This is a genomic window from Thomasclavelia ramosa DSM 1402 (assembly GCF_014131695.1).
In the GTDB taxonomy this organism is placed as follows: Bacteria; Bacillota_I; Bacilli_A; order Erysipelotrichales; family Coprobacillaceae; genus Thomasclavelia; species Thomasclavelia ramosa.
This window is the reverse complement of the sequence record NZ_CP036346.1, coordinates 2966518-2986548: the sequence shown is the minus strand read 5'-3', so window position 1 is coordinate 2986548 and position 20031 is coordinate 2966518. Positions and strand designations below refer to the sequence as shown.

Below are 20031 nucleotides of genomic sequence, written 5' to 3'. Positions count from 1 at the left end.
TCTTTTCAATTATCGTAAAAAATATAATTAATGATTAGAATATAGTACAATATGATATATCAAAGTAGAAGGAGAAGATTATGTTAACAATGGGATTTATTGGCAATGGTAAAAGTACTAATCGTTATCAATTGCCATTTGTACTGACAAGAAAAAATATTAAAGTAAAAACTATTTATGCTCGAAATTTAAATAAACATGATTGGTCACGTGTTGCAGGAATAAATTATACTGATGATTTAGATAGTCTATTAAACGATCCAGAGATTCAGCTGATTAGTGTTTGCACTCGTCATGATAGTCATTATGAGTATGCTAGAATGGTTTTAGAACATGGTAAAAATTGTTTGGTTGAAAAGCCTTTTATGAAAAATAGTGCTGAAGCTAAAGAAATATTTGCATTAGCTAAAGAAAAAGGGTTATTAGTGCAATGCTATCAAAACCGTCGTTATGATTCTGATTTTTTAACAGTTCAAAAAGTGATCGAAAGTGGAAAATTAGGTAATTTATTAGAAGTAGAAATGCATTATGACTATTATCGTCCGGAAATACCACTAAATGTTCATGAATATGTTGGGTACAATGGATATTTATATGGTCATGGATGTCATACTTTAGATCAAGTAATTTCTTATTTTGGTAAACCTGAAAAGATTCATTATGATGTAAGACAATTATTAGGATCAGGACGAATGAATGATTATTTTGATTTGGATCTATATTATGGAACACTTAAAGTTTCAGTAAAGTCAAGTTATTTTAGAGTAAAAGAACGTCCTAGTTTTGTTGTTTATGGTGATAAAGGATGCTTTGTTAAAGCGACAAAAGATCGTCAAGAAGAACACCTCAAGTTATTTTATATGCCGGGGTCACCAAATTTTGGAATTGATCGTCCTGAAGATTATGGAACGTTATCGTATTATGATGATGCAGGTGTTTTTCATGAAGAAAAAGTCATCTCTGAAGTAGGGGATTATGGAAATGTTTTTGATGGCTTATATGAAAGTATTATTGAGGGTAAGGAACCTCGGGTCAAAGATGAACAAACTTTATTGCAAATGGAAATATTAGAAACCGGAGTTAAAATGTGTAAGTAAGAAGATACGACAGTATCTTTTTATTTTTGATAAAAATTATTTATATTATTTGGCTGATTGACTCTAAATAGGGGCATGGTACAATATAATTAATAGGGGGTGAGGTACAATGAGATGTGATAATTGCGGAAATGAGTATAAAAATAGTTTAAAATGTCCGTTATGTGGTCATCGTCAGGGGAAGATAAGTCATTGCTCAGTTTGTGGAGCGGCAATACATTTTGGTCAACCACGATGCCCTAATTGTGGGAATCCAACAAAGTATGAAAAGAAGACTGATGTCACTAAGAAGTACGCCAGTAGTTTTAACATAAATAATTCAACAAATAATAAAGACTGCGATAAACATAGTGAAAAAAGCCATGTTTACCACCAACAAGAGATGTATGATTACAAATCAAGCAATAATGAAATCAAACAACGTTTAGAAGAAGCTAGACAGCGAATTAACAGCATGGGCTTTCCAATCATAAAAAAGAAGGCTGCTAATAATGAAGAAAAACTAAGAAATATTATAGTTGGAATTGTAGTGATATTGATTGCAGGAGTAACTATTTTCGGGCAAATTTTTAAAAATTCGAATGATCAACGGGATTATCAAGAATTATCAACATTACAATTATTTGATAGTAATAGCAGTATAACGCAAGAGGGAAATTTAAAAAATGGTGGTTATGCTTTTTTAACGGATTCAAATATTTATTTTGGGATGGATTATCAAATATATCAAACAGAACGGAATTTTAGTAACTTTAAATCGCTTGTAGATGACGGAGAAAGGTATATTTATAGTACTGATGACTATCTTTACTATGAACAGTATGGAAGATATGCACGTTATGATATGAAAAGTGGTGAATTGACAGCCCTTTTTGAAATGGATAATGTATTACCAATAGATAAAAATAAGTTCCTATATACTAAGTATGATGAAGAGGGACTGTTTATATATGATGAGGTAAGTGCAACATCAATAAAAATCATAAGCGATGAAATTTCAGATTATAGTTATGACATGCAAGATAGTTTAGTTTTTTATACAACAATTGAACATGATTATATTCAGGCTATTGATTTGGCCGGAAATAAATTATCACAATTTAATTTATCTAGTACTGGGAAAATTTATGTGAGTGGAGATTTGCTTTATTATCAAGATTATCAAGGCGTACATTGTTATAGTATTGCTGATGAAAATGATGAACTGCTTGTTGAAGGTGAGGTTAATAATTATATCGTTACAAATAATACAATTGTATATACTAACTATGATGATGATTTAATGACTAGTGATGGGCATATTGTATCGATTGATTATGATGTAACTGTATTTAATGTAATAGGCAATTATATTGTGTATAGTACAGGAAATGGTGATGAGTATTTAAAGCAGTGGTATATAAATGATTTTTATGATACGGCTATCGCTAAATTGAATAATAATGAAGAAGAATAGACTAAGCTTATTGAAGCGAAGTCTTTTCTTTTACGCTAATAACACGCTTTTTTTTACTTTGGTGATATGGTAAAATGTAGGCATTAAAGTAGGTGACTAAATGGAAAAGATTAAAAGATGTAGAAAATGTGGAGCGCGATTATTAGAACATGAAAAAAGATGTCCTGTTTGCGGAACGCCGGTAGGGTTAGATAAAGAAGTAGATATTATAAAGGAAGAACAGATTATTGAACCTGAAAAAGTCGATGAGTTTATTGCAGCTGATAAGACTGAACAAACATTGCTTAAGTCTAATGAATCAGCGCAAAATTATTGGCGTAGTAAGAAAATTTGGGCTGTTTTTATTGTTTTAATTGTAGTGACGACAGTAATGCGTCAATATGTTATTAATAATCCGATTAAGCTGGCAGAGAATGATAATTCAAACACAATCACTAATGATTATAGTGATAGTAAAATATCAATCAATAAAAATACAGGTAAATATAGTCAAGCGACAAATATTAATTATTTAGGGATTAGTTATGTTAATGATAATGCTGTTTATTTAATGATGAATTCTGAATTATTGAAATATGATCGTAGTTTTAATAATCGCGAACTTGTTTTGGAACAAGCAGTTACTGTTTTTAGTGAAGATGAGCAGTGGTATTATTATCTTGATGAAAATAATGATTATATTCGAATGGATAAAAAGACAAAAGCAGAAGATATTTTATTAAAGAATGTATATTATGTACATAATCTTGGTGATAAAGTCTATTATCAAAATGATAGTGATGGTGAAACAATTCATTGTCTTGAATTAGAGACAAATCAGGATCATAAGATTAGTGATGAGGTTTCTTATAGTATTGTTGTTGATGAGGAAAAAGGTAGAATTTTTTATATTAATAAAAATAATGAATTAGTTTCGATTGCATTGGATGGCAGCGACAAGAAGAATCTTGCCAATAATACTAATGTTTATACTTATGATGGTGAATATTTATATTATATAAATAATGATGGGCTAGTTAAAAGTGATTTAGAAGGACAAAGTAAAGTTATTTATGAAAGTAATAATTTATCATTAGTGAACCTGGTTGAGAAGAAATTAGTTATTCAAGATAAGAATATTATTTATACGATGGATCTTGATGGAAAAGATAAAAAGAAGTTATATACGATGGATATTGGAGGCAGTCTGACATTTGAGGTTGTAGGTGATAAGCTGCTGGTGTTAACTAAAGGAAACTCAGATAGTGTGATTGGATATGAAATTGTTGGTCTTGATGGGAAGCGCCATATTTTAGATGATGAAAATCAACCAACGATTAAAGGTAATGAGTTCTAGGGGGATGAAATGAAAGTAAGTGAGATAGTAATTGCTACCGGTGGGAAACTTATTAGTGGTGATGAAACAATGGAAATAACAGGTTTTAGCCAAGATAGTCGTCAAGCTGAGGTCGGGATGATGTATATTCCAATTATTGGTGAACGCTATGATGGCCATGATTTTATTGAAAGTGCATTTACAAATGGTGCCAGCGCTATAATTACTGATCGGTTGATTGAAGATGATAAGCATGTTGTTATCTTAGTAGATAATACGTTAAAAGCTTTGCAAAAGATGGCTCATTATTTACGGAAACATCGCAAGGTCAAAGTTGTTGGAATTACTGGGAGCGTGGGTAAAACAAGCACACGTGATATGGTTTATAGTGTTGTTAAACAGCAGTATAAGACATTGAAAACAGAAGGTAATTATAATAATAATATTGGCTTGCCATTGACAATCTTGAGATTAAAAGATGAGGAAGTGATGATTTTAGAAATGGGTATGAATCATCTTAATGAAATGGAAGAGTTATCACGAATTGCTTGTCCGGATATTAGCGCGATTACTAATGTTGGAACAGCACATATTGGAGAATTAGGAAGTCGTGAAAATATTCTAAAAGCAAAATTAGAAATTGTTGCGGGAATGAGTGACGGCAGTACATTAGTAATTAATGGTGATAATGATATGCTGTCAACGGTTCGATTTGATAATTTCAAGGTTGTTAAAGTCGGTGTTGATTGCGCTGCTGTTTTTAAAGCTGAAAAAGTTATTTTAATGGATGATCATAGTGAATTTACAATCAATTATAATGGGAAGGTCTATCAAGTTGTTGTCCCAGTACCGGGGAATCATTTTGTTTTAAATGCTCTTGTTGCGATTGCGATTGGAATAAATCTAGAAATTCCAATGGAAAAATGTATTCAAGGAATTAGTCAATTTGAATTAACTAAAAAACGGATGGATGTAATTGAATTAAAAAACAACATTACCTTGATTGATGGCACATATAATGCTAGTGAAGATTCAATGAAATCAAGTATTGACGTATTGGCTACGTATTCGCGTAGAAAAATAGCTGTATTAGCGGATATGTTAGAATTGGGCGAATTCAGCGAGCAATTGCATCGAAGTGTTGGTAAATATGTAGCGGAAAAACAAATTGATGTGTTAGTTGCGGTTGGCCGAGAAGCTAAGTTTATGAGCGATAGTGCTGCTTTGTCAGGGATGGCAGAGATTTATTATTGTAATAATAATCAAGAAGTGGTAAATTATTTAAAGAATAATTTACAAAATGATGACGTTGTCTTATTGAAGGGCTCAAATGGAATGAAATTAAAAGACGTTGTCACCAAAATAGAGGAGAAATTTTCATGAAACAAAAATTATTGGTTTTATGTGGGGGACAATCAAGTGAGCATATTGTTTCAAGAATGTCTTGTACATCGGTATTAAACAATTTGGATGCGAATAAATACGAAATCACCTTAGTTGGGATTGATTTAGATGGTGGTTGGCATTATCTTGATGCGAAGCAGACAGATTTAGCTAAAAATACTTGGTTAGATAACAGTAGCATGGTTGAAGATGTTTATGGATTATTAAAAAATCAAGATGTAGCATTTCCAGTATTACATGGAATGTATGGTGAAGACGGAACAATTCAAGGTTTATTTGAATTAGCAAAATTACCTTATGTTGGCTGTCGGGTGATGGGCTCTAGTGTAGCAATGGATAAAATCTATACAAAAAAGATTTTAGATACAGTAGGTGTTCCGCAAGTTAAATCAGTATATGTGAAAAAACGTTATGACGAAAAATTAGTTGTAGTAACAAATACTTTTGATGAGATTGAAGAAATTGAAGACTATATTGTTAGAGAATTAGGAATGCCTTGCTTTATTAAGGCTAGTCGTTCAGGTTCAAGTGTTGGATGTTATCGTTGTGATAATCAGACTGAATTGATTGGGAAATTAAGTGAGGCAGCTAAATATGATCGTCATGTCGTAGTTGAGGAGTGCATAGACTGTATTGAGTTAGAAACAGCTGTATTAGGTAATGATGATGTAATTGTTTCACGAGTCGGTCAAATCATGCCTCATGGTGAGTTTTATACGTTTGAATCGAAATATGAAGATGAAGAAAGTAAAACGTGTATTCCGGCTCTGGTAGATGAGCAAATCCAAGAACAAATTCGTCAATATGCAATTAAAGTTTTTAAAGCTGTTGATGGTCATGGCTTAAGCCGAGTTGATTTTTTCTTAGATAAAAAAACTAATAAAATTTATTTGAATGAAATTAATACAATGCCAGGATTTACTAAGATTTCAATGTATCCACAATTAATGAATGATTTCGGGATCACTTATCCGGAATTATTGGATCGCTTGATTGTCTTGGCCTTACAAAAATAAGAACTTGTTTTGAACTGAACTTCCCAAGTAGGACAGTTTATAAATAGTTTCTAATTAGAGGATTGTCACCTGTAATTCACAGGTGACAATCCTTTTAATTACCTGTTCAAATTGAAAATTTGAACATATAGACTTAAGTCAGTTGAGCATACGAAGTATGCGAAATAAAAAACCACCTGCTATGCGGGTGGAGCAATAAAGAAGTTATACAAAGATATCACCTTTCCGATATAATGGAGTTGTTCAAGCTGTCATTATAAGAAAGGAAAGGTGATTAAGTATGGCACAAAAAACAAATTCATTGGCACATACGAAGTGGATGTGTAAATATCACATCGTCTTCACACCAAAGTATAGACGAAAAGTGATATATAATCAACTTAGAAATGATATAAGAGAAATAATAATAAGATTATGTCAATATAAAGGGGTGGAAATTATAGAGGGGCATTTGATGTCAGATCATGTACACATGTTGGTAATGATACCACCAAAGTTAAGTGTATCATCATTTATGGGGTATTTGAAAGGTAAGTCAGCATTAATGATATTTGATCGACATGCAAATTTGAAATATAAATATGGAAATAGACATTTTTGGTCAGAAGGATATTATGTGAGTACAGTAGGACTAAATGATCAAACAGTCGCAAAATATATAAGGGAACAAGAGGGACATGATATAGCAATGGATAAATTGAGTGTAAAAGAATATCAAAATCCATTTGAAGATAAAGAAATGAAGAAAGAAAACAAAAAAGAGAGAAGAAGATAACAAAAGGAGAAAGGAGGAAATAAATCCCTTTGAGGGATGGCGAGAGTCAAAAGCGATAGCTTGAACGAAGAGAAAGCAGCGCCTTGAGACGCGAGCAAGCAATATAGGCTTATAGCCTCAGAGAAAACCACGTCTTTTAGGCGTGGTTTTTATTTAGTTCTTTTTTATAAATAATTTCAATAATTGTTGCTCGTGACGTAAGGTCATGAACTATAATGTTTATAGAGGTGATGATATGAATGAGGACTACTTAACAATTGGAGAATTAGCACAAAAGATGGATGTAACAGTTCGTACACTACAATATTATGATCGTGAGGGGTTGTTGAAGCCAGCAGCAATTAGCAAAGGGGGAAGACGGCTCTATTCAACTAAAGATATTGTTAAATTGCATCAAATTTTATCATTTAAATATCTTGGTTTTTCACTTGTAGAAATTAAAACTAAATTATTTAATCTCGACACACCACAGGAAGTTGCAGCGATTTTAAATCAACAAAAAAGTGTGATTCAAGAACAAATTGCTAACTTATCAGAAGCTTTAGAAGCAACGATTGCCTTATCTAGAGAAGTTCAAGAAATGAATACGGTAGATTTAAAAAAATATGCTGAAATAATAGAGTTACTTCGTTTGGGAAATAAAGAATATTGGGTGTGGAAACATTTTGATAATACAATTACTGATCATATTAAAGAACGATTTGGTGATGATCCAGAGGCCGGGTTAAGAATATTTAGCACTTATCAAGAAGTCTTAGATAAGCTGTATGTGTTAAAGAAACAGGGGGTAAGTCCTGATAGTCCAGAATGCTTTATGATTGCCAAACAGTGGTGGGAAATGATTTTAGAATTTACTGGAGGTAATTTAGAACTGTTGCCAGAGTTACAAAAATTTAATGATAAAAAGAATGATTGGAATAATGATCTGGCAGTTAAACAAAAAGAAATAGATAATTATCTAACTGCGGCTCTAGAATATTATTTTAAGAGGATCCAAAAGGAGCAAGAGTAATATGGATATTGCATTGCAGATTAATAATCTTGGTAAGGTTTATGGTAAACATCAGGTTTTAGAAAATATTAGTTTTACTGTTGTTAAAGGGGAAATATTTGCTTTACTTGGCACAAACGGTGCGGGGAAAACAACGACATTAGAATGTTTAGAGGGGATTCGACGATACGATACAGGTAAAATTTTAATAAATGGTAAGCTGGGGGTTCAACTGCAATCATCATCATTACCAGCGGATATTACCGCTAAAGAAGCAATCATGTTATTTGCAAAATGGCAAGATCTTGAGGTGACTGACGATTATTTTATTTATTTAGGAATTAAAGCTTTTCTAAAAAAGCAATATCACCAGTTATCGACAGGACAAAAGCGTCGTTTACATCTTGCAATTGCGCTATTAGGACACCCCGATATTATTGTACTTGATGAGCCAACTGCAGGACTTGATGTTGAGGGACGTAACAGTATCCACCAAGAAATTAAACGACTAAAAACCCAAGGTAAAACAATTTTATTAGCGAGTCATGATATGACCGAGGTTGAAGAGTTGTGTGATCGAATCGGAGTATTAAATCATGGGAAAATTGTTTTTATTGGGGCTCCTGATCAATTGCATCAAACAATGCAAAGTAAATTTAAATTAAAGGTTCGTTTTTCAAAGGTGCCCCGATTAAATGAGCAGTTTGAAATAGTTTCTCAGGAACAGGAGTATTATATCTTTGAGACTACAAACTTAGAGATAACATTAAAAGCAATTATTCAATTAACCGAGGAACAAAGTATTAAAATTATGGAAATAAATACTGTTCAGCCAAAGCTGGAAGAAAGATTTTTAAAAGAGGTGCAATCATGAGGGCTTTCATCTATCAAATTGGATTAAACTGGAAATTAAATCTTCGCAGTAAAGAATTATTAGTTCATTATTATGTGGTTCCCTTAGTCTTTTATTTGTTTATTGGGGGGGGTTTTATATCGATTTTGCCCGATGCTGATAAAACGATAATTCAAGTAATGAGTGTTTTTGCTATTACCATGGGTGGAGTCTTAGGTTCTCCATATCCGTTAGTGGAATTTTATCATAGTGACATAAAAAAGGCTTATCAGGTAGGAAAGATTCCTTTATGGACGATTGCCGCAAGTAATTTTATTTCTGGGATTATGCATTTATTTGTGATGAGTTTGATAATTTTAATAAGTGCCCCGATTATTTTTAAAGCACAAATACCTGAAAATATTTTTATATATTTATTGGGGGTGATTTTATTTATCATAGTTAGTTTGAGTATTGGAATGGTTTTTGGTGTATTTTTCAAAAGTGCAGCGAAAATGGGAATGGCAACGCAACTAGTTTTTTTACCGTCGATCATGTTATCAGGAATAATGTTCCCTGTAGCAATGCTCCCTAACGTATTACAGGTGATAGGCAGAATTTTACCGGCCACATGGGGATTTGAATTAATGTGTACAAATGATTTTTTGTGGCTTAATGTGGCTGTTCAGTTAATAATTTTTATGATAATGCTAATTGTAGCAAGTTTCAAGATCAAGCAGATAAGAAAAGAAGATTAAAAAAGCCTAAATTAGTACAAGCTGATTTAGTGCTTTTTATTGTTTAAACTGTTGATCAATCACATTGTTAAAACTATTGGTAATGAAGTCTTTAGTTAATCCTTTTGAATAACGATTATGACTTTTTTCTAATTTTTCATTATATTTATCTATAGGCACCAATTTAAAATTTTCAAATTTTTGATCATAATAGTTGATGACTGGGAGAGAATTAATATTTTTAATTATGGTAGAATTATTATTCTTTTCAAAAGTTATTTGCAGGATCATTGAAACATTATATGCATTGGCAAATTCTGGTGTTGCTCTAGTTACCTGATTATCAGCTGAAATAAATGATCCTAATGAATATACAACAAGTGTTTTATGGTTGGTAGTTTCTAACCATTCAATTGGCTGAATACAATGTGAATGATGACCGATAATGACATCAACCCCTAATTCGTTTAGATAATTAGCTAATTCTTTTTGTTCACTATTGACAGCATATGTAAACTCATTGCCCCAATGAACACTAACGATAACTATATCACTAAGCTGTTTTGCTTGTGCAACTTCTTGTTTTATGATTTCTTTATGAGCATTATCGAGTTTCATAGTGTCAAGGTTGCGATAATAACCAATCAGTTCTCTGTTTTGATTATCAGGCTTATTAGTTTTATAAGTGTAGCCAAGAAAACTGAAGGTTATATCATTTATGGTTTTTGTAGGGATTTGTGTTCGGACTTCTTTTGATTCATAGATTCCGGTTGTTAGAATCTGGTGTTTTTTAAAGAAGCTTAATGTATTGATACGTCCTTGAGGACCCGCGTCGTTAGCATGATTATTAGCAAGATTAACAGCATCGACACCCATAGCGATAACTTGATTACCAATTTCCTCAGGAGCATTAAAACTATAACCAGTTCCGGATACTCCTAATCCTTTGCCGCCGATAGGGACTTCCATATTGGCTAATGTTAGATCGTCATTTAAAAAATATGGTTTTACTAAGTCATAATAGCCTTTATCATTGTAACTTGTTCCAATCCAATCATAGTATGGCTGTTCATATAATAAATCGCCGATAAAAGATGCATTAACTATTCTTGGCCTTTTAGTAGAAGTGGATTTGTTTGGTGATTTGATTGATGTTTCTTTTCTATTGATAAATAAATACGTCCCCGTTACGAGGGATAAAAGCAGGAGAAAATTAAGAAATATTTTAATTGGACGTTTTAGTTTTAATTTTTTCTTTGACATTTTTATCACCCTTTATATTGTAACATGATCAATCATGCTAATTGTCTTAAATAAGCTGAAAAATCTTTGCATATTCTTAAGATAAATTATAGAAGATTTGGTAGTTAGATTTATTTAGTTTAGTAGAATGTATGCAAGGACATTGAGGAGGAATGAAAGATGACTAATGAGATTAAGCTGGAAGTTACCTGTGTTCATTGCTTAGGGGTTGGGGAAAAACAGTTATATCCAATAATTAATAGACAAGATTTAGAGGCAAAACAGAATATTTTTGAAGAAGATTTGTTTTTATATCGTTGTCCGCATTGTGGACATTATCAAAGGATTTCGTATGAATGTATGTATTATGATGAGAAATTAAAATATGCGGTGGTGTTGAGCCATGATGGACACCGTTTTTTAAAGAAAGTGAAAATAGATTTAACCGCTTATCAACTTCGTTTTGTAAAAAGTGTAAGTGAATTAAAAGAAAAAATCGTTATTAAAGAAAATGGTTTAGATGATCGAATTGTTGAGATAATGAAACATAATATTCAAACTACTTTAAGGAGCAAAGCGTCTTATCAATTGGTATTAAGAGATGGACAAGGACTAGAGTTTGTTTTATTATATCCAGATAATGAAGTTATTAAGATATTTATGTTTAATAAGCAAGATTATTTGACTTTAACAAAGAAGTATAATCGTTGTTTGGCTAATGATTATATAGTAGATAGGCTCTTTGCTTCTAGAACGGTTTTACGTCTAAATAAGTTCAATAATTTGAAACTAAATTGTCATTAGAATAAATAGATGATATTGGTAAAATACTTGATAAAATCAGGACTTTTATATTGAATCGACTTGTGAAATAATTAATTATTAATCAGATAATTAATTATCTATAAAATTTATGAAAAAGGGTTGACTTCGACAAAATTACGGGCTATTATATTCAGTAACATAACTTAAATACTTTGATAGGAACTAGTAAATAAATTTATCGAGCATAGAGAGATTCTGGGTGGTGAAAAGAATTGTTGATGATTTGTTGAACTCATCCTTGAGTGGAGCGCTGAATCAAGTAGGTGGCTACGGAGTGCAACCGTTATCTAGCAAAAGTATGAACTATATATAATAGCGTACTTGGTGAGATTAATATCGTGAGGTATTAATAAATTGAGGTGGAACCACGGGGTTACTATACTCTCGTCCTCAAAATGACATAGTCTGTCATTTTGAGTGCGAGAGTTTTTTTATAAGTATTTATTATGCAAAAGGGAGGAAGAAAAAATGATGAATTATCAAAAGTATAAGAGATTTGAACCAATCAACTTTAAAGAACGTACTTGGCCGGATAAACAAATTGAAAAAGCGCCAACTTGGGTCTCTGTAGATTTACGTGATGGCAATCAGGCGTTGATTACCCCTATGAAAATCGAAGAAAAAGTCGAAATGTTTCAACTTTTAGTTGATATGGGGTTTAAAGAAATAGAAGTTGGTTTTCCTTCTTCTAGTCAAATTGAATATGATTTTTTAAGAATTTTGATTGATGAAAATTTAATTCCTGATGATGTGACTGTTCAAGTTCTAACTCAAGCACGTGAACATTTAATTAGAAAGACTTTTGAATCATTAAAAGGATTAAAGAGAGCAATCGTTCATGTTTATAATTCAACTTCAGTATTACAACGTGATGTCGTCTTTAATCGAAGTAAAGAAGAAATTAAACAGATTGCAGTCGATGGTGTTAAATTAGTCAAAGAATTAAGTAGAGAATTTGATGGGGAAGTAATTCTTGAATATTCACCAGAAAGTTTTACTGGAACTGAACTGGAATATGCCTTAGAAGTTTGTGAAGCGGTGATGGATGAATGGGGCGCTACTAAAGATAATAAAGTAATTATCAATTTACCGTCAACAGTAGAAATGGCAACACCTAATGTGTATGCTGATCAAATTGAATGGATGTGTACTCACTTTAGTGATCGTGATCGTGTCATTGTATCGTTGCATACTCACAATGATCGTGGTTGTGGTGTAGCGGCTACTGAATTAGGAATTATGGCAGGAGCTGATCGTGTTGAAGGAACACTATTTGGTAATGGTGAAAGAACAGGAAATCTTGATATTGTCGTAGTAGCCTTAAATATGTTTACCCAAGGAATTGATCCAAAACTAGATATGAGCAATATCAATAATATAAAACATGTTTATGAAAAAGTAACGAAAATGGAAATCCCACCTCGTCAACCATATGTAGGAAAGTTAGTGTTTACCGCATTTTCAGGTAGTCACCAAGATGCAATTAATAAAGGAACTCATGCAATGCATGAACGTGACAGTCAAATTTGGGAAGTACCTTATTTGCCGATTGATCCTAGTGATCTAGGCCGCCAATATGAACCGATTGTGCGTATTAATTCACAATCTGGTAAAGGTGGTGTAGCATATGTAATGGAAAGTATGTATGGTTTCCATTTACCAAAAGGATTACAAGTAGATTTTGCTAAAGTAATTCAAGATATAAGTGAAGAAGAAGGAGAAGTTTCTCCAGAAAGAGTCTACGATACATTCATTGAAGAATATGTAGATATTGATGAACCTTATCGCTTTATTAAACAAAAGCTGATTGATATAAGTGAAGATGATAGTGAGTTTGAACGTCGTGCTGAGATTACGATTGAGGCGCATGGTGAAGTTACAACTTTAACAGGATATGGTAATGGACCAATCGATGCTGTTAAAAATGCTTTAAACTCACTTCCAGAAATGCATTCACACTTATTAGATTATAGTGAACATGCATTAACTTCAGGATCAAGCTCAAAAGCAGCGGCTTATGTTTATTTAAGAGCTAAGGGAAGTGCTAGACAAGAATACGGAGTGGGGATTCATCCAAATATTACAACTGCAACTGTAAAAGCGATAATATCTGGAATGAATCGTCTGTATAAGACGCTAAAATAAGTGGAAAGGAGCCGAACATGAATCGTTTAGTATTATCGTTATTAGTGGAAAATAACCCAGGTGTATTAAGCAGAGTGGCTGGTTTATTTAGTCGTCGTGGTTATGGAATTGAAAGTTTAAGCGTTGGCAAGACCAATGAACCTAATGTTTCACGCATGACGGTTGTGGCTGTTGGTGATGAATTGATTTTAAATCAAATTGAAAAACAGTTAGGTAAACTAGTCGAAGTAATTGAAATTTTCCCATTGAAACCGGAAGAATCGGTATACCGGGAATTAGTTTTAGTTAAAGTTGAGGCTGATGAAAAACAACGTTCGTCACTTGTTTCCATTGCCGATATCTTTAGAGCACGGATTATTGATGTTGCACCAGCATCATTAGTAATCGAGGTAACAGGAGATCAGTCAAAGATTGATGGACTGCTTGCCATGTTAGAAGGTTTCAATGTTGTTGAGATGGTTAGAACCGGATTATCTGGTATCAAACGTGGTCTTGGCGAAATTGATATAGAAAGTCATAACAAATAGAAATAGGGGGATTAGAAAAAATGGCTAAAATTTTTTATGAATCAGATTGTGATTTATCTTTATTAGACGGTAAAACTGTTGCCGTGATCGGGTATGGTTCTCAAGGACATGCTCATGCATTAAATATGAAAGAATCAGGAGTAAACGTAATTATCGGTTTATATGAAGGTTCTAAATCTTGGAAAAAAGCTGAAGAACAAGGTTTTGAAGTTTATACTTCTGCTGAAGCAGCTAAAAAAGCTGACATCATCATGATTTTGATCAATGATGAATTACAAGCTAAATTATACAAAGAATCAATTGAACCAAACTTAGAAGAAGGAAATATGTTAATGTTTGCTCATGGTTTCAATATTCATTTTGGACAAATCGTACCACCTAAGAATGTTGATGTAACTATGGTTGCACCAAAAGGACCTGGACATACAGTACGTAGTGAGTACCAAGTTGGTAAAGGTGTACCTTGCTTAGTCGCTGTTGAACAAGATGCTACTGGTCGTGCTCAAGATGTTGCTTTAGCATATGCTTTAGCTATCGGTGGAGCAAGAGCTGGAGTTCTTGAAACTGATTTTAGAACAGAAACAGAAACTGATTTATTTGGTGAACAAGCAGTATTATGTGGTGGAGTTTGTGCTTTAATGCAAGCTGGTTTTGAAACATTAGTTGAAGCTGGGTATGATCCAAGAAATGCTTATTTCGAATGTATCCATGAAATGAAATTAATCGTTGATTTAATTTACCAATCAGGTTTTGCAGGAATGAGATATTCAATTTCAAATACTGCTGAATATGGTGATTATATTACAGGACCAAAAATTATCACAGAAGATACTAAAAAAGCAATGAAAAAGGTATTACAAGATATTCAAGATGGTACATTTGCTAAAGACTTCTTATTAGATATGTCTGAAGCTGGTGGACAAGCTCATTTCAAAGCAATGAGAAAATTAGCAAGCGAACATATTTCTGAAAAAACTGGGGAAGATGTAAGAAAATTATACGCTTGGTCTGATGAAGATAAATTAATCAATAACTAATTTATTATAACAACACACTTTTGTGTGTTGTAATTAAGGAGTAATTTCTTACTCCCTAATTACAACCTACAAAGGTAAAGATAAGGGGGAATATAAAAGTGGCAATGACAATGACACAAAAAATATTAGCAAAACATGCAGGATTAGACGCAGTTGTGGCGGGGCAGCTAATCGAAGCAAAACTTGATGTTGTAATGGCTAACGACATCACAGGACCGATGGCATTACCAATTTTTCATCAAATGGCTGACAAAGTCTTTGATAAAGATAAGGTGATTTTAGTTCCTGATCATTTTACACCAAATAAAGATATTAAGTCGGCTGAAAACTCTAAAGCAATTTTAGATTTTTCAAATGATCAATGTTTAACTCATCATATGGAACAAGGTAAATGTGGGGTTGAACATGCAATTTTACCAGAAAAAGGAATTGTTGTCGCTGGTGAATGTATCATTGGGGCTGATTCACATACATGTACTTATGGCGCTTTAGGAGCTTTTTCAACTGGTGTTGGAACTACTGATATTGCAACAGGAATGGCAACTGGTGAATTATGGTTTAAAGTGCCTAGTGCAATCAAATTTGTCTTAACCGGAAAGCCTAGTCAATTTGTTAGTGGTAAAGATATTATTTTGGATATTATTACTCGTATTGGAGTTGATGGGGCCCGTTATAAAAGTATGGAATTTGTTGGTGAAGGAATTCAACACTTAACAATGGATGATCGTTTTACGATTTGTAATATGGCAATTGAAGCTGGGGCTAAAAACGGGATTTTTCCTGTTGATGAGCAAACGATTGCTTATATGGAAAAACACTCAGTGAAAGAATATGCTGTCTATGAAGCTGATGAGGATGCTGAATATGATGAAGTGATTGAAATAGATTTAGGTAAAGTTAGACCAACAGTAGCTTTCCCACATTTACCAGGGAATGGGCATACGATTGATGAAATTGAAGCAATGGATAAGATTATGATCGATCAAGTCGTAATTGGTTCATGTACGAATGGGCGTTTGTCTGATTTACGTAAAGCGGCAGCAATCCTTAAGGGAAAACAAGTAGCTAAAAATGTTCGTGTAATGGTTGTTCCAGCGACTCAGAAAATCTTTGTTCAATGTATTCATGAAGGTTTAGCAGAAATTTTTGTTGAAGCTGGATGTGCATTTAATACCCCAAGCTGTGGACCTTGTATGGGTGGACATATGGGAGTTATGGCTAAAGGTGAAAAGTGTGTTTCTACAACTAACCGCAATTTTGTTGGTCGAATGGGCGACACAGAAGCGTTAATTTACTTAGCTTCTCCAGAAGTAGCAGCCGCAAGTGCAATTGCGGGATATATTGCAAATCCTGAAAAAGTAGGTGAAGAATAATGAAAATATATAAATATGGTGATAATGTTGATACGGATGTAATTATTCCAGCACGTTATTTAAATTCATTTGATGCTAAAGAATTAGCTAGTCATGCGATGGTGGATATTGATCCTGATTTTGCTAAAACGGTTGAATCGGGTGATATTATTGTTGCTGGAAAAAATTTTGGTTGCGGTTCTTCAAGAGAACATGCTCCTCTATGTTTAAAAACAGCAGGAACTAAATGCGTCATTGCAGAAAGTTTTGCTCGTATTTTCTATCGTAATTCAATTAATATTGGATTTCCAATCATGGAATGTCCAGAAGCAGTAGCAGGAATTAATCAAGGTGATGAAGTTACAGTAGATTTTACCACTGGTTTAATTACTAATATTACAAAAGGTGAAACTTATCAAAGTCAACCTTTCCCAGAGTTCTTACAAAAGATGATTGAATTAGATGGTTTAGTCAACTATGTTAATAGTAAAAAGGGGTAAGGATAATGGAAAAAAATATTGCTGTAATAAAAGGTGATGGAATCGGACCAGAAATTGTAACTGAAGCGATGAAAGTTTTAGATGCTATCGCTGATAAATATAATCATAAATTTAATTATACTCAAATTTTAATGGGTGGTGCTTCAATCGATGTTCATGGCGTTCCTCTAACTGATGAGGCGTTGGCGATTGCTAAAAATAGTGATAGTGTTTTACTTGGGTCAATTGGTGGTGATACTACAACATCACCTTGGTATAAATTAGAACCGAATCTTCGTCCTGAAGCGGGGTTATTGAAAATTCGTAAAGAGTTAGGATTGTTTGCTAATTTAAGACCGGCGGTCTTATATGATGAATTAAAGGGTGCTTGTCCTTTGAAGGAAGAATTAACTGAGGGTGGGTTTGACATGATGATCATGCGTGAACTTACCGGTGGGTTATATTTTGGTGAACGTTCAACGAAAGAAGAAAATGGTGAATTAGTGGCTCGAGATGCAATGAGTTATAGTGAGACTGAAATTAGAAGAATTGCTAAAAGAGCGTTTGATATTGCTATGAAACGTAATAAAAAAGTCACGAGTGTTGATAAAGCTAATGTTATTGATACTTCAAGATTATGGCGTAAAGTTGTAAGTGAAGTTGCAAAAGATTATCCTGAAGTTGTGCTGGAGCATATGTTAGTTGATAACTGTGCAATGCAACTGGTAAAGGATCCAAAACAATTTGATGTTATTTTGACGGAGAATATGTTTGGGGATATTCTAAGTGATGAAGCTAGTATGGTAACAGGTTCGATTGGGATGCTGGCAAGTGCATCACTACGTGTTGATAAATTTGGAATGTACGAACCAAGTCATGGTAGTGCGCCTGATATTGCTGGTAAAAATATTGCTAATCCAATTGCTACTATTTTATCAGCTGCAATGATGCTTCGTTATTCGTTTGATCTAGATGATGAAGCGAAAGTGATTGAAAATGCAATTGAAAAAGTATTACAACAAGGATATCGAACAAGTGATATCATGTCAGATAATAAAACTTTAGTAGGAACTAAAGAAATGGGTGACTTAATTGTTGCAAATTTATAAGGGGGATAGAAAATGAAAAGTGATAATGTAAAAAAAGGGATGCAGCAGGCACCACATCGATCATTATTTAATGCTTTAGGTTTAACTGAAGAAGAGATGGATAAACCGTTAATTGGAATTGTTAGTTCATATAATGAAATTGTCCCTGGACATATGAATCTTGATAAAATCGTTGAATCAGTAAAAATGGGAGTAGCCCTAGCGGGTGGAGTACCTAGAGAATTCCCGGCTATTGCGGTATGTGATGGAATTGCTATGGGACATATTGGAATGAAGTATTCGTTAGTAACTAGAGATTTAATTGCTGATAGTACTGAAGCAATGGCTTTAGCTCATCAATTTGATGCTTTAGTTATGGTACCCAACTGCGATAAAAATGTACCAGGATTATTGATGGCGGCTGCAAGGATCAATATACCAACTATCTTTGTTTCTGGGGGGCCAATGTTAGCTGGACGCGTACATGGTAAAAAAACTAGTTTATCATCAATGTTTGAAGCGGTAGGAAGCTATAGTGCAGGTAAAATTGATGAGGAAGAAGTTCGTTATTATGAAAATCATGCTTGTCCAACATGTGGTTCATGTTCTGGGATGTATACGGCTAATTCAATGAACTGTCTGACTGAAGTGTTAGGAATGGGGCTTCGTGGGAATGGGACTATTCCTGCTGTCTATTCTGAAAGAATTAAATTAGCTAAACATGCGGGAATGCAAATTATGGAATTGTTAAAGAAAGACATTCGTCCTCGTGATATTATCACTAAAGAATCAATGATGAATGCTTTAACGATGGATATGGCGTTGGGATGTTCAACTAATTCAATGTTACATTTGCCAGCTATTGCTCATGAAATTGGTTTTGATTTCAATATAAAGTTTGCTAATGAAATAAGTGAAAAAACACCTAATCTTTGCCATTTGGCGCCAGCTGGACCTACTTATATGGAAGACTTGAACGAAGCAGGCGGTATTTATGCAGTAATGAAAGAAATCAGTAAATTAAATTTATTGAATCTTGATTGTATGACTGTTACTGGTAAAACAGTAGGTGAAAATATTAAAGATGCAGTTAACTTTGATCCTGAAGTAATTCGAACAATTGAAAATCCATATAGTAAAACAGGCGGATTAGCTGTTTTATCGGGAAATTTAGCGCCTGATGGTAGTGTAGTAAAACGCTCAGCAGTTGTGCCGGAAATGATGGAACATAGTGGTCCTGCAAGGGTCTTTGATTGTGAAGAAGATGCGATTGAAGCAATTAAAGGTGGTAAGATCGTAGCGGGAGACGTTGTTGTGATTCGTTACGAAGGACCTAAGGGTGGGCCTGGAATGCGCGAAATGTTGAATCCAACCTCTGCAATTGCCGGAATGGGCTTAGGATCAACAGTAGCCTTAATTACTGATGGTCGATTCTCAGGGGCATCTCGTGGAGCTTCGATTGGACATGTTTCACCTGAAGCGGCAGTAGGTGGACCGATTGCTTTAGTTGAAGAAGGCGATATTATAGAAATTAATATTCCTGAATATAAAATCAATTTAAAAATTTCTGATGAAGAAATGGCAAAACGTAAAGCTAAATGGCAGCCAAGAGAACCAAAAGTAACGACTGGTTACCTAGCGAGATATGCGGCAATGGTAACTTCAGGTGATCGTGGTGCTATTTTAGAAGTACAAAAAAATAAGTAGAGGGAG

18 protein-coding genes and 1 other annotated feature are annotated in these 20031 nt (G+C 33.5%); of the genes, 17 read left to right on the top strand and 1 reads right to left on the bottom strand.

The window, feature by feature from the left end:
* Positions 1-80: 80 nt before the first annotated feature.
* From EYR00_RS14270 to EYR00_RS14230, 9 genes are all read left to right on the top strand, one after another.
* Positions 81-1097, top strand: coding sequence for an oxidoreductase (locus tag EYR00_RS14270; RefSeq protein WP_003539556.1), 1017 nt, complete (start codon positions 81-83; stop codon positions 1095-1097).
* Positions 1098-1206: 109 nt separating this feature from the next.
* Complete coding sequence (locus EYR00_RS14265; RefSeq protein ID WP_003539558.1) at positions 1207-2553, top strand: DUF5050 domain-containing protein; 1347 nt, start codon at positions 1207-1209, stop codon at positions 2551-2553.
* A 100-nt stretch (positions 2554-2653) separates the two neighbouring features.
* Positions 2654-3889, top strand: coding sequence for a DUF5050 domain-containing protein (locus EYR00_RS14260; RefSeq protein ID WP_003539561.1), 1236 nt, complete (start codon positions 2654-2656; stop codon positions 3887-3889).
* Positions 3890-3898: 9 nt separating this feature from the next.
* A complete protein-coding gene (locus EYR00_RS14255; protein ID WP_003539570.1) occupies positions 3899-5251 on the top strand; it encodes a UDP-N-acetylmuramoyl-tripeptide--D-alanyl-D-alanine ligase in 1353 nt (450 codons plus the stop codon).
* Positions 5248-6288 (top strand): D-alanine--D-alanine ligase family protein, encoded by a 1041-nt coding sequence (locus EYR00_RS14250; RefSeq protein WP_003539572.1) that lies wholly within the window; start codon positions 5248-5250, stop codon positions 6286-6288. The genes EYR00_RS14255 and EYR00_RS14250 overlap by 4 nt, the downstream gene beginning before the upstream one ends.
* Positions 6289-6568: 280 nt before the next feature.
* On the top strand, positions 6569-7063 hold the full coding sequence (gene tnpA, locus EYR00_RS14245) for an IS200/IS605 family transposase (RefSeq protein ID WP_003535475.1): 495 nt from the start codon (positions 6569-6571) through the stop codon (positions 7061-7063).
* Between the two features lie 235 nt (positions 7064-7298).
* Positions 7299-8075: a MerR family transcriptional regulator gene (locus EYR00_RS14240; protein WP_040434436.1), complete on the top strand. Its 777-nt coding sequence runs from the start codon at positions 7299-7301 to the stop codon at positions 8073-8075.
* Position 8076: 1 nt separating this feature from the next.
* A complete protein-coding gene (locus EYR00_RS14235; protein WP_003539576.1) occupies positions 8077-8928 on the top strand; it encodes an ABC transporter ATP-binding protein in 852 nt (283 codons plus the stop codon).
* Complete coding sequence (locus EYR00_RS14230; protein WP_003539578.1) at positions 8925-9644, top strand: ABC transporter permease; 720 nt, start codon at positions 8925-8927, stop codon at positions 9642-9644. The genes EYR00_RS14235 and EYR00_RS14230 overlap by 4 nt, the downstream gene beginning before the upstream one ends.
* 36 nt (positions 9645-9680) lie before the next feature.
* Here EYR00_RS14230 and EYR00_RS14225 read toward each other — a convergent pair whose 3' ends face one another.
* Positions 9681-10886 (bottom strand): CapA family protein, encoded by a 1206-nt coding sequence (locus EYR00_RS14225; protein ID WP_003539579.1) that lies wholly within the window; start codon positions 10884-10886, stop codon positions 9681-9683.
* Between the two features lie 159 nt (positions 10887-11045).
* On the opposite strand from EYR00_RS14225, the gene EYR00_RS14220 reads away from it, so the two are divergent.
* The 8 genes from EYR00_RS14220 to ilvD all read left to right on the top strand — a co-directional run bounded on the left by EYR00_RS14220 (position 11046) and on the right by ilvD (position 20025).
* On the top strand, positions 11046-11669 hold the full coding sequence (locus EYR00_RS14220; protein ID WP_003539581.1) for a CpXC domain-containing protein: 624 nt from the start codon (positions 11046-11048) through the stop codon (positions 11667-11669).
* Positions 11670-11833: 164 nt separating this feature from the next.
* Positions 11834-12085, top strand: a binding site (T-box leader).
* 73 nt (positions 12086-12158) lie between these two features.
* Positions 12159-13835, top strand: a complete 1677-nt coding sequence (gene leuA / locus EYR00_RS14215) for a 2-isopropylmalate synthase (protein ID WP_003539584.1) — start codon at positions 12159-12161, stop codon at positions 13833-13835.
* Positions 13836-13852: 17 nt separating this feature from the next.
* Positions 13853-14362 carry an acetolactate synthase small subunit gene (gene ilvN / locus EYR00_RS14210; protein ID WP_003539586.1) on the top strand — a complete coding sequence of 170 codons (510 nt, stop codon included), beginning with the start codon at positions 13853-13855 and terminating at the stop codon, positions 14360-14362.
* 20 nt (positions 14363-14382) lie between these two features.
* Positions 14383-15399, top strand: a complete 1017-nt coding sequence (gene ilvC, locus EYR00_RS14205; protein ID WP_003539587.1) for a ketol-acid reductoisomerase — start codon at positions 14383-14385, stop codon at positions 15397-15399.
* Between the two features lie 98 nt (positions 15400-15497).
* Positions 15498-16772, top strand: a complete 1275-nt coding sequence (gene leuC / locus EYR00_RS14200) for a 3-isopropylmalate dehydratase large subunit (protein ID WP_003539595.1) — start codon at positions 15498-15500, stop codon at positions 16770-16772.
* Positions 16772-17251 carry a 3-isopropylmalate dehydratase small subunit gene (gene leuD, locus EYR00_RS14195; RefSeq protein WP_003539597.1) on the top strand — a complete coding sequence of 160 codons (480 nt, stop codon included), beginning with the start codon at positions 16772-16774 and terminating at the stop codon, positions 17249-17251. The genes leuC and leuD overlap by 1 nt, the downstream gene beginning before the upstream one ends.
* 5 nt (positions 17252-17256) lie before the next feature.
* The gene (leuB, locus tag EYR00_RS14190) at positions 17257-18339 is read left to right on the top strand and encodes a 3-isopropylmalate dehydrogenase (RefSeq protein ID WP_003539599.1); all 1083 of its coding nucleotides are present in this window, start codon (positions 17257-17259) and stop codon (positions 18337-18339) included.
* A gap of 12 nt (positions 18340-18351) precedes the next feature.
* Positions 18352-20025, top strand: a complete 1674-nt coding sequence (gene ilvD / locus EYR00_RS14185) for a dihydroxy-acid dehydratase (protein ID WP_003539601.1) — start codon at positions 18352-18354, stop codon at positions 20023-20025.
* Positions 20026-20031 lie beyond the last annotated feature (6 nt).

Coding starts and splice junctions, on each gene's coding strand:
- ilvC (WP_003539587.1), top strand. CDS start 14,383: ATGGCTAAAATTTTTTATGAATCAGATTGTGATTTATCTTTATTAGAC.
- EYR00_RS14260 (WP_003539561.1), top strand. CDS start 2,654: ATGGAAAAGATTAAAAGATGTAGAAAATGTGGAGCGCGATTATTAGAA.
- EYR00_RS14235 (WP_003539576.1), top strand. CDS start 8,077: ATGGATATTGCATTGCAGATTAATAATCTTGGTAAGGTTTATGGTAAA.
- tnpA (WP_003535475.1), top strand. CDS start 6,569: ATGGCACAAAAAACAAATTCATTGGCACATACGAAGTGGATGTGTAAA.
- EYR00_RS14255 (WP_003539570.1), top strand. CDS start 3,899: ATGAAAGTAAGTGAGATAGTAATTGCTACCGGTGGGAAACTTATTAGT.
- ilvN (WP_003539586.1), top strand. CDS start 13,853: ATGAATCGTTTAGTATTATCGTTATTAGTGGAAAATAACCCAGGTGTA.
- EYR00_RS14230 (WP_003539578.1), top strand. CDS start 8,925: ATGAGGGCTTTCATCTATCAAATTGGATTAAACTGGAAATTAAATCTT.
- EYR00_RS14225 (WP_003539579.1), bottom strand. CDS start 10,886: ATGTCAAAGAAAAAATTAAAACTAAAACGTCCAATTAAAATATTTCTT.
- EYR00_RS14270 (WP_003539556.1), top strand. CDS start 81: ATGTTAACAATGGGATTTATTGGCAATGGTAAAAGTACTAATCGTTAT.
- EYR00_RS14250 (WP_003539572.1), top strand. CDS start 5,248: ATGAAACAAAAATTATTGGTTTTATGTGGGGGACAATCAAGTGAGCAT.
- EYR00_RS14240 (WP_040434436.1), top strand. CDS start 7,299: ATGAATGAGGACTACTTAACAATTGGAGAATTAGCACAAAAGATGGAT.
- ilvD (WP_003539601.1), top strand. CDS start 18,352: ATGAAAAGTGATAATGTAAAAAAAGGGATGCAGCAGGCACCACATCGA.
- leuA (WP_003539584.1), top strand. CDS start 12,159: ATGATGAATTATCAAAAGTATAAGAGATTTGAACCAATCAACTTTAAA.
- leuB (WP_003539599.1), top strand. CDS start 17,257: ATGGAAAAAAATATTGCTGTAATAAAAGGTGATGGAATCGGACCAGAA.
- EYR00_RS14220 (WP_003539581.1), top strand. CDS start 11,046: ATGACTAATGAGATTAAGCTGGAAGTTACCTGTGTTCATTGCTTAGGG.
- leuD (WP_003539597.1), top strand. CDS start 16,772: ATGAAAATATATAAATATGGTGATAATGTTGATACGGATGTAATTATT.
- EYR00_RS14265 (WP_003539558.1), top strand. CDS start 1,207: ATGAGATGTGATAATTGCGGAAATGAGTATAAAAATAGTTTAAAATGT.